This is a genomic window from Kitasatospora sp. NPDC038210, from assembly GCF_055600605.1.
Map to the genome: position 1 here is coordinate 1 of NZ_JBVJYK010000063.1, position 8,344 is coordinate 8,344.

Annotated in this window: 10 protein-coding genes; 4 read left to right on the forward strand and 6 right to left on the reverse strand. The window is 72.7% G+C overall.

Translation table 11 applies throughout. The features are described from left to right. Positions 1 to 93: 93 nt before the first annotated feature. Positions 94 to 357, reverse strand: coding sequence for a co-chaperone GroES (locus tag ACZ7KX_RS42195; RefSeq protein WP_350526093.1), 264 nt, complete (start codon positions 355 to 357; stop codon positions 94 to 96). A 123-nt stretch (positions 358 to 480) separates the two neighbouring features. Further along, positions 481 to 1,311: a hypothetical protein gene (locus ACZ7KX_RS42200; RefSeq protein ID WP_470331262.1), complete on the reverse strand. Its 831-nt coding sequence runs from the start codon at positions 1,309 to 1,311 to the stop codon at positions 481 to 483. 346 nt (positions 1,312 to 1,657) lie between these two features. Here ACZ7KX_RS42200 and ACZ7KX_RS42205 point away from each other — a divergent pair, with 346 nt between their 5' ends. Then, the gene (locus ACZ7KX_RS42205; protein WP_470331263.1) at positions 1,658 to 2,146 is read left to right on the forward strand and encodes a phosphatase domain-containing putative toxin; all 489 of its coding nucleotides are present in this window, start codon (positions 1,658 to 1,660) and stop codon (positions 2,144 to 2,146) included. Positions 2,147 to 2,159: 13 nt separating this feature from the next. Here ACZ7KX_RS42205 and ACZ7KX_RS42210 read toward each other — a convergent pair whose 3' ends face one another. Both ACZ7KX_RS42210 and ACZ7KX_RS42215 read right to left on the reverse strand, forming a co-directional pair. Next, positions 2,160 to 2,888: an SDR family oxidoreductase gene (locus tag ACZ7KX_RS42210; protein ID WP_470331264.1), complete on the reverse strand. Its 729-nt coding sequence runs from the start codon at positions 2,886 to 2,888 to the stop codon at positions 2,160 to 2,162. 71 nt (positions 2,889 to 2,959) lie between these two features. Next, positions 2,960 to 3,370: a PPOX class F420-dependent oxidoreductase gene (locus ACZ7KX_RS42215; RefSeq protein WP_470331265.1), complete on the reverse strand. Its 411-nt coding sequence runs from the start codon at positions 3,368 to 3,370 to the stop codon at positions 2,960 to 2,962. A 142-nt stretch (positions 3,371 to 3,512) separates the two neighbouring features. On the opposite strand from ACZ7KX_RS42215, the gene ACZ7KX_RS42220 reads away from it, so the two are divergent. The 3 genes from ACZ7KX_RS42220 to ACZ7KX_RS42230 all read left to right on the forward strand — a co-directional run bounded on the left by ACZ7KX_RS42220 (position 3,513) and on the right by ACZ7KX_RS42230 (position 6,485). Beyond that, positions 3,513 to 4,325, forward strand: a complete 813-nt coding sequence (locus ACZ7KX_RS42220) for a phytanoyl-CoA dioxygenase family protein (protein ID WP_470331266.1) — start codon at positions 3,513 to 3,515, stop codon at positions 4,323 to 4,325. 381 nt (positions 4,326 to 4,706) lie between these two features. Further along, a complete protein-coding gene (locus ACZ7KX_RS42225) occupies positions 4,707 to 5,462 on the forward strand; it encodes a S1 family peptidase (RefSeq protein ID WP_470331267.1) in 756 nt (251 codons plus the stop codon). A gap of 282 nt (positions 5,463 to 5,744) precedes the next feature. Further along, positions 5,745 to 6,485 carry a dienelactone hydrolase family protein gene (locus ACZ7KX_RS42230; protein WP_470331268.1) on the forward strand — a complete coding sequence of 247 codons (741 nt, stop codon included), beginning with the start codon at positions 5,745 to 5,747 and terminating at the stop codon, positions 6,483 to 6,485. Between the two features lie 160 nt (positions 6,486 to 6,645). Here the strand turns inward: ACZ7KX_RS42230 and ACZ7KX_RS42235 are convergent, their stop codons facing one another. Next, positions 6,646 to 7,569, reverse strand: coding sequence for a hypothetical protein (locus ACZ7KX_RS42235; protein ID WP_470331269.1), 924 nt, complete (start codon positions 7,567 to 7,569; stop codon positions 6,646 to 6,648). Between the two features lie 233 nt (positions 7,570 to 7,802). Then, positions 7,803 to 8,243, reverse strand: coding sequence for a VOC family protein (locus ACZ7KX_RS42240; RefSeq protein ID WP_470331270.1), 441 nt, complete (start codon positions 8,241 to 8,243; stop codon positions 7,803 to 7,805). Positions 8,244 to 8,344 lie beyond the last annotated feature (101 nt).

Below are 8,344 nucleotides of genomic sequence, written 5' to 3' on the forward strand. Positions count from 1 at the left end.
TGAACGTCCTGTGGGCGATGCTGCGTGACAAGAGGGAGTTCACCTCCGTCCCACCCGTCACGCAGACGGCTTGACACGGTCATTGAGATTCTCCTACTCCGCGGAGAGTGCGAGGACCTCGTCCTCGGGGAGTTCGACGTACTGCTCTCCGTCGGCCTCGAACTGCGCCCCGGCGCGCAGGTTGAAGAGGATCCGCTCGCCGACCTTGACGTCCACCGGGTGCGGCTTGCCGCTCCCCAGGGGCCGGCCGGGCCCCACCGCCACCACCTCGCCCTTCCACCGGTCCGGGTCCTGCGGGGCCGCCCCGCCGATCGGCTTGACGATCAGGTGGTCGTGCTTCGGGTGGAAGTCGGGCATGACATGGTCCTCTCACGTAGCGCCTGCGGCGCAGCCGGGGCCGCCCCCACCCATCGATTCTGCCGGGGTTCGGGCGTCCCGCACGCGAACGGCGCCGGGGCGGGGGAGCCGCCGGGTCCGGGCCTACTCCGTTCGGGTGGCCAGGTCCGCCGCTTCGGGGCCGATCGGCCTGGTGAGGAAGTGCTCCCGCACCCGGTCGGTGACCACCCGCCGCAGTGTCGGCTGCACCACCTCGGAGGTCGGGATCGCGTCCCACCGCATGTACGGCCACCACCGCCCGTGCGCGGCCAGCAGCATCCGCTCGCCGCCCTCGGCATCGCCCTCGACGGCGTACCAGCCGGCGAGCCACAGGCAGAGGTAGTACTGCTCCGGGAGCTCGCCGAGCGACTCGACCAGCTCGCGGGCGCGGGCGAAGTCATTGGTCTGGGCGACCGCCTCCCAGGCGACCCGCTTCTCGCGCGGCGCCAGCGTCGCGAACTCGCGGTCCAGCAGCCACTCGCCGATCACGCCCTCCCGCGGTACGAGCGGCCCGCCCCAGTCGTAGTGGCACGGCAGCAGCCACTCCACCGGCCGGAGGTCGAGCTGCTCGGCCAGCCAGAGCAGCCGGTCCCGCAGTACCCGGCCCTCCGGAACGCGGGCGGCCGCGGCGCGCAGCCTGGGCTGCGCGGGGACGCCCGCGTACAACTGGGCGACCAGGAACGCCTCGTCGAACGGCACGTCCTGGTCGCACAGGTCCCCACCGGCCGGTCCCTGACGCTCGATCAGCAGCTCGGCCAGCTCGCCCGCCTCCGCGAAGCGGTCCTCCCAGCAGAGGATCTGGACGGCCGCGGCTCCGGCCTCCCACGCCGGGTCGGGTCGTGCGGCGGGATCGGTGGCCAGCGCAAGCAGTTCGGGGAGCACCTCGCGGTGCCCGCCGTGCCGGGCTCGGGAGGTCAGGCGTTCGGCAGATGTCACCCCACCACCCAAGCACAGGGGCACCTGGCGTCGACGCGGGGCCGGGGGCCGCGGGGGATCGGGGGCGCGGACATCGGTGAAGCACGGCAGTACTACGATCCCGGTCACGGGGCTGCGTTGCCACTCGTTCTTCGAACAGTGCCGGCCCCCGGACGCCGTGCGTCCGCTGCGCGTTCCGCGCCGTCAGGGAATCGACGACGTCCAAACCGTCGAGCCTGCCGAACCCGTCGAGCCTGTCGAACCCGCGGCCGACTTGCCGCGCCCCGGTCGACCGTTGCCCGCTCGACCGTCCGGTCACCACCCGACCTCACCGAACCCGACCTCACCGACCGAAAGTGCTGCCGACATGCGACCCGCCCTGTTCACCATCGACCTCCCCGGCCCGGGACGGCTGAGCACCATGGCCAGACCCCGTGGCCACGACTGGCTCGACGACGAGATGGCCGCGCTGAGGAACCACGGCGTCGACGTCCTGGTCTGCGCGCTCACCGGACCCGAACTCGACGAACTCGGCCTCGCGGACGAACCCCGCGCCGCCGCCGCGGCCGGGCTGCAGTTCGTCGCGATACCCGTCCCCGACCGCACCGTCCCCGATCGCGACGCGGTCCTGCCCACCCTGCACGGACTGGCCGAACGGCTGCGCGACGGCGCACACGTCGTCACCCACTGCCGGGCCGGCATCGGACGTTCGTCCCTGCTCGCGGCCGCACTCCTCGTCCTCGACGGCGTCGATCCCGACACCGCCTGGAACCTGATCGAACGAGCCCGTGGGCTCGCCGTTCCGGACACCGCCGAGCAGCGGGCGTGGACGACGGAACTGCTCGCACAGCCGTGAGGCGACCGCCGCTCTACAACTGCTCGAAGTGGAAGGAACGGATGAAGCAGTCGCGCGGCTGCCCGATCGCGAAGAGGACGCAGTCGAGGACGGACCGGGCGGTCAGCGGGTCGCGTGCGGTCCGGGAGGCACCGTCCCAGCCGGAGTGGAGCGGGTCGCCGTCCGTGAAGTCCGGCGGGTAGAGCGAGATGACGCGGATGCCCTCGGGGCGCAGCCGGTGGGAGAGGACGTCGGCGAAGCCCGCCTGGGCGGCCTTGGCCGCGTAGAACGCGGGGTGCGCCAGGGACCGGTGCTCCCGGGCCTCCGCGGCCGAGGAGACCAGGTTGACCACGTCCGCGCCCTCGGAGGCGCGCAGCAGGGGCAGGAAGTGCTTGACCGTCAGGAGGGTGCCGGTGGCCCCGGAGGCGACGGTGTCGGTGATCGCTTCGTCGTCGGCGTCCCACAGGTCGGGGCCGGCCAGGTACCGGGCGCCGTTGTTGACCAACACGTCCACCCGGTCGGTGTGCGCGGCGACCCCCTCGGCGAAGCCCCGTACGGTGGCCGGGTCTGCCAGGTCACAGGCGAACGCGTCCACTCGCGCACCGCTGTCGGCCACCACCTCCTCGGCCACCGTCCGAGCGGCGGCCGAAGTGCGGGCGGAGAGGAACAGGCGCGCACCCAGCCGACCCGCCTGCAGCGCGAACGCCCTTCCGAACCCGCGCCCGGCCCCGGTGACCACCACGGTCCTGCCGGCCGGATCCATGTGCGTACTCCTTCGAACTTCTGGTGCCGACCACAGCGGTGGGCGTCACCGTGGCATCGCCGGACGACGTGTCAGTCGAGGTCGCGGGCGGTGGTCCCCCGCGATTCCAGGTTCCAGGTGATGACCCGACGGGGGTGGATGCGGATGATGTCCGTGCTGAAGTGGTCGGGTGACACGGGCGGCACGTCGACGGCCAGCACCTCGGCCCGGCCCCTGATCTCGACGCCGCGCCCCCACCCCCCGGCGACGGGGTCGTCGGCCGGAGCCAGGTCGTCGACCAGCACCGAGACCTCGGGGCGGGCCTGGGCGTTGCGGTACTTCCGGCTGCGGGCGTTCGCCGGCCCGCCGATGTCGATGGTGCCGTCGTCGTTGAGCCGGAAGCCCACCGGGCGGACCTGCGGACCGCCGTCGGGACCGGTGGTCGCCAGGCGGGCCAGCGGCTGGGCGGCGAGGTACGTGCGTTCCCTGTCGGTGAAGATCATGCCGCCGACCCTAGAAGCTCATGTGCGCTTGAGGTCAAGGCTGCCGGAGCGTCATGGGTCAGCGGGATCGGGCGATCCACCCGACGAAGGCGGTGCGGAATATGTCGGGCGGCCGGGACCGGTGCCGCCGCACGATGGGGGCATGGATGACACGACCTTGGTATCCCGTTTCCTCCGCGACGGCTTCGTGAAGGTGGAGGGCGCCGTCGCGCCGCGCGTGGCGGAGGACTGCGCGCGGCTGCTGTGGCGGGAGACGGGCTGCGACCCGGACGACCCGTCGACGTGGACGCAGCCCGTGCACTGGGTCGCCGGCATGGCGCAGGGGCCGTTCGCCGCCGCCCCGAACTCCCCGTCCCTGCACCGCGCGTACGACCTGCTCGTCGGCGCGGGACGGTGGGAGCCGCGGTACTCGCTGGGCACGTTCCCACTGCGCTTCCCGCACGAGGAGGAACCGGATGACGCGGGCTGGCACATCGAGGGGAGCTACCTGCCGGAGGGCGAGACCTGGTACTTCACGAACCTGCGCTCCCGGGGGCGGGCGCTGCTGATGCTGTTCCTGTTCAGCGAGGTCGGCGAGGGGGACGCCCCGACCAGGATCCGGGTCGGTTCGCACCTCGACGTGCCGAAGGTGCTGGAACAGCACGGGGAGGACGGGGCGAGCGGGCTGGCCATCGCGCCCGACCTGGTGGCGGTGTCCGACCACCGGCCGATCGCCCTCGCCACCGGGTCCGCGGGCGACGTCTACCTCTGCCATCCGTTCCTGGTGCACGCGGCGCAACCGCACCACGGCGCGCGGCCGCGCTTCATGGCCCAGCCGCCGCTGATGCCGGCCGCGCCGTACGAACTGGAGCGGGCCGACGGCGCCTACTCGCCCGTGGAGACGGCGATCCGCCTGGGCCTGGGGCTGGACATCCCCGGCCCGGACGGGGACGGCAGCGGGCGCGCGGCCGGGTAGCAGCGCTGTACGACCGTGGTCGGGCGGGGGCGGGTGTGAGGAGGGTCGGAGGTTCGTTCCAGGCCCCCTGACGTTCCGTCGAGGCGTTCCAGGCGGCGGCGAATCCGCAGGTCAGGGTGGGTGGCGGTGTTCCGGCGTCCCGGATCGCCGGGCAGGGGTGGCGGGTGGGACGGGCCGGCGGCCAGTCTGTGGGGCGACGGCGATCGGCACCTGGTCCGGACGACGCCGGCTGCGGCCGACGCCGTCCGGTGCCGTCGGCGGCTGGTGTCCTCGGCTGCCGTCCGCCGTCGCCCGGCGTGGGCCGTGCCCACCCCGCTGAACGATCCCGTCCCGCTGACGAACTCACCCCGTGTCACCCGACCTCGAAGGGTTGCCCTCCTCATGCGTACCTCGAACCGACGCTCGGTCACCGTCCTGCTGGCCGCTGCCGCCCTGGTGGCCGCCGCGGCCGCGCCGGCCGCCGCCGTCCACGGCGGATCGGACACCACGACCGCCTCCCACCCGTTCGTCGTGGCGCTGCAGACCGCCGCGGGAGAGCAGTGGTGCACCGGCGCCCTGATCGCGCCGACCAAGGTGCTGACCGCGGGCCACTGCGTCAGCGAGGCGGACGACCCACGCTCGCTGCGGGTCATCGCCGGACGCACCGACCTGACCGGCTCCGGTGGCCAGGTCCGCCGGGTGAAGGACTACCGGGTGGACCCCCGCTTCACCTCCGGCCTGGACCACGACTCCGCCGTCCTCGTCCTGGACCGTCCGCTGCCGTCCAAGACGGTCCGGGTGGCGCGCAAGGGCGACGAGGCGCTGTACCGGTACGGGAACCGGGCCACCCTGCTGGGATTCGGGCGCACCGGCGCGGACGGCCCCGGCACGCACCTCAAGCAGGCGGTGCTGACGCTGGCTCCGCCGGCCTCCTGCGACCCGTTCACCTCGTCCGACGACTCGCCGCTGCTCAAGGTCTGCGGCCTGCCGCAGGCCGGTACGACGGACAGCGTGTGCAAGGGGGACTCGGGCGGGCCGCTGGTGGTCGGCGGTGTCCTGATCGGTGTGGTCTCCACCGGCAACAAGTACTGCGACACCCAGCACCCGGTCTCGGTGTTCACCCGGGCCACCGACGTCCCCGCGCAGTTGCTGTCCTAGCCGGGCGGTGGGATCGGGTGTGGCAGGACCGGGGTGTGACGGGACGGGTGCGGCACGGGCGGCCCGAGGGCATCGGGCCGACCGGCCGTGGACGCCCCCACCCCGCAAAACCGTTTGCGGGCTTCGGAGACCGCCTGCTACGTTTCCCGAGGCCGTGCGAGAGAACAAGGAGGTGGTACCCGTGAACGCAGTATCGACATGGGTGCTCCCCTCCGGGGTCACGGTCGGGCGATAGGTCGTCCCGGGAGCGCCGTTCCACGAGCACTCCCGAAAGGCACGACGATGCACTTCACCTCCGAGCAGCGCCTCGACGACGGCGTCCTCGAACGCGAATTCACCCTCGGCGAGATCCCCGGCGTCCTGTGGACGCCCGCATCCGCCTCCCCGTCCGCACCGGTTCCGCTGATCCTGCTGGGCCACCCCGGCGGACTGCCCCGGATGTACCCCCGAGTGCTGGCCCGGGCCCGGCACTGCGCGGCGGACGGCTTCGCCACCGCCACCATCGAGCTCCCCGGAAGCGGTGACCGGCCCCGTTCCGCCACCGCCGAACAGGCTCGCGCCGACCTTCGCCGGGCGCTGGAAGCCGGCGAACCCGTCAGCGGCGAGATCGTGGACCGGCTCATCCTCCCGCTGGTCGAAAAGGCCGTCCCCGAATGGCAGGCCACCCTGGACGCCCTCCTCGCGCTGCCCGAGATCGGCGGCCCGGTCGGCTACTCGGGGGGAGTGATCGCCATCGGGACCAGGCTGGCGAGGGTCGAGCCGCGCATCGAGGCCGCCGTCCTGTTCGCCGGGAGTTTCGTGCCCGCCGTCATGTTCGAGGAGGCCCGCCAGGTCAGCATTCCGCTGCACGTCCTGCTGCAGTGGGACGACGAGGGGAACGACCGGCAGGCGGCCCTGGACCTGTTCGACGCCTTCGGCTCCCAGGAGAAGACGCTGAACGCCAACCTCGGCGGGCACACCGGCGTCCCGCAGTTCGCGGGGGACGCGGCCGCCCAGTTCTTCGCCCGGCACCTCCTGAAGTGAGGCCGGGCCCCCGGGCCGCCGACGGACCGTGAGCGGCGTCGACCGGGACGCTGCTCGTGGGGAGCACGTCCCGGTGCTGCTCCGCGGACCGCGGGGTGGGCCCCTGCCGACCGGCAGGGGCCCTGGGTCGGGCCCGGAGGCCGCCGCGCGGGCCGCCGTGTCAGACGCCGTCCTTGTGGCCGTTCGAAACGATCAGCTTCTCCATGCTCGTGTGAGCGGGGGCGGCCTTGGTGTTGCTCTCCTCGTGGAACAGCCTGAGGTACTGGAACAGGACGCGCACGCAGGTGTCACGCCCGTCGTACTCCGCATTGTCGACGAGTCGGTAGTCCTTCGAGATCTCCCTCAACTGCCCGTCGGGAGCGGTGTACACGGGGTGCCAGATCAGTTTCACGTCCGGGTTCAGCTGCTGCACCAGCCGCAGGTGCGGGACCTCCAGCCTGATGAGGATGCTGTCCGGGTCGTAGGCCCGTACGAAGATGTGCACGGGGCCGGTCGCCCGGGAGACGAAGGCCTTGGACACCAGGCTCCACATCGGCCCGGTGAGCTTCCAGTTCGGGTGCAGTTCCAGGACGTTGAGCACGCTGCCGATCCGGGTCCGCGCCACCGGCGTGTGACCCTTCCGGTACGCGTGGTCGCTGGTCTCGATGCCGCCTGCCCACAGGGCCATGGTGGGCGTCCCGATCTCCAGGTGCTCGGCCACGAGCCGCACGAACTCCTGGTACCAGGAGTTGGACGCGCGGAGTTCGCGCTGCTCCTGGCGGTCGCTCGTCCTCGCCGCAGCCTCGTCGTTGATCGCGCCCTGCGAGTCGACCCCGCCGAGCAGCAGTTGCCAGGCGGCGTCGGCCTGGGGCCGGGGAATGCCCGCGGCCTCCGTCAGTTCCTGGTACGGCTTCCACTCGGGGTGCTCGGTGGGCCTCGTGGCGTAGTGCTCGTCCAGGCCGGCCTTCTGGCGCTGCACCTGGCGCGTCACCGCCGCGTTCCCCACCTGCTGCTGAAGCGCGAACAGGCCCGTGGGGCGGGCCGCGCGCCCGGCGGCGGCGGTCGGCGTCGTCTGCTGCTCGGTGGCCCTGCGTGTCTCGCGCACGTCCTGGCTGCCCTTCCTGCCTGCCGTTCCGGTCGCTTCCGCCCAACCTAGCGGCGGCGGCAGCGAGGGGACGAGGGACCGGAGGGCAAACCCGGGGCGCACCCGGCCGCCCGCGCGGCCCGCGGCACGGACCACCCCGTCGGGCCGGACACCTCCACCCGCGAACTCCACCACCTGGTCGGGCGCCGAGACGGTCCGGAGGCCGACTGCGGAGGGCCGGCCGCGGAGGGCGGTCAGCCGATCTGTTCGGCCAGGGCGAGGATGATGCCCGAGGGGCCGCGGAGGTAGCAGAGGCGGTAGAGGTTCTCGTACTGCGCCACCTCGCCGAGCAGTTCGGCGCCGTGGGGGCGCAGGCGGGCGATGGTGTCGTCGATGTCGTCGACGGCGAACATGACCCGGTGCAGGCCCAGTGTGTTCGGCGGCGGGTTGTCCGACGCGGCGCCGACCGCCGCGGGGGCGTGGTACTGCGCGAGCTCCAACTTGCCGTGGCCGTCCGGGGTCCGCATCATCGCGATGTCGCTGCGGACACCGTCGAGCCCGACGGTCTGGTCCGCGAACAGGCCCTCGATCTGCGCCTCGCCCTCGACCTCCATGCCGAGTTCGGTGAAGAACGCGACGGCGGCGTCCAGGTCCTCGACGACGATGCCGACGTTGTCCATCCGCTGGAGCGTCATGACGGTTCCATACCTTTCTTCGTGGGCTCGTTCTGGTCATTCGTAGGATCAGGGCACCCAGGGGTGCCGGGTGTGGCTGTCATGTCGTTGCCGCGTTCGTG

Coding starts and splice junctions, on each gene's coding strand:
- ACZ7KX_RS42195 (WP_350526093.1), bottom strand. CDS start 357: ATGCCCGACTTCCACCCGAAGCACGACCACCTGATCGTCAAGCCGATC.
- ACZ7KX_RS42210 (WP_470331264.1), bottom strand. CDS start 2,888: ATGGATCCGGCCGGCAGGACCGTGGTGGTCACCGGGGCCGGGCGCGGG.
- ACZ7KX_RS42205 (WP_470331263.1), top strand. CDS start 1,658: ATGCGACCCGCCCTGTTCACCATCGACCTCCCCGGCCCGGGACGGCTG.
- ACZ7KX_RS42215 (WP_470331265.1), bottom strand. CDS start 3,370: ATGATCTTCACCGACAGGGAACGCACGTACCTCGCCGCCCAGCCGCTG.
- ACZ7KX_RS42240 (WP_470331270.1), bottom strand. CDS start 8,243: ATGACGCTCCAGCGGATGGACAACGTCGGCATCGTCGTCGAGGACCTG.
- ACZ7KX_RS42225 (WP_470331267.1), top strand. CDS start 4,707: ATGCGTACCTCGAACCGACGCTCGGTCACCGTCCTGCTGGCCGCTGCC.
- ACZ7KX_RS42220 (WP_470331266.1), top strand. CDS start 3,513: ATGGATGACACGACCTTGGTATCCCGTTTCCTCCGCGACGGCTTCGTG.
- ACZ7KX_RS42230 (WP_470331268.1), top strand. CDS start 5,745: ATGCACTTCACCTCCGAGCAGCGCCTCGACGACGGCGTCCTCGAACGC.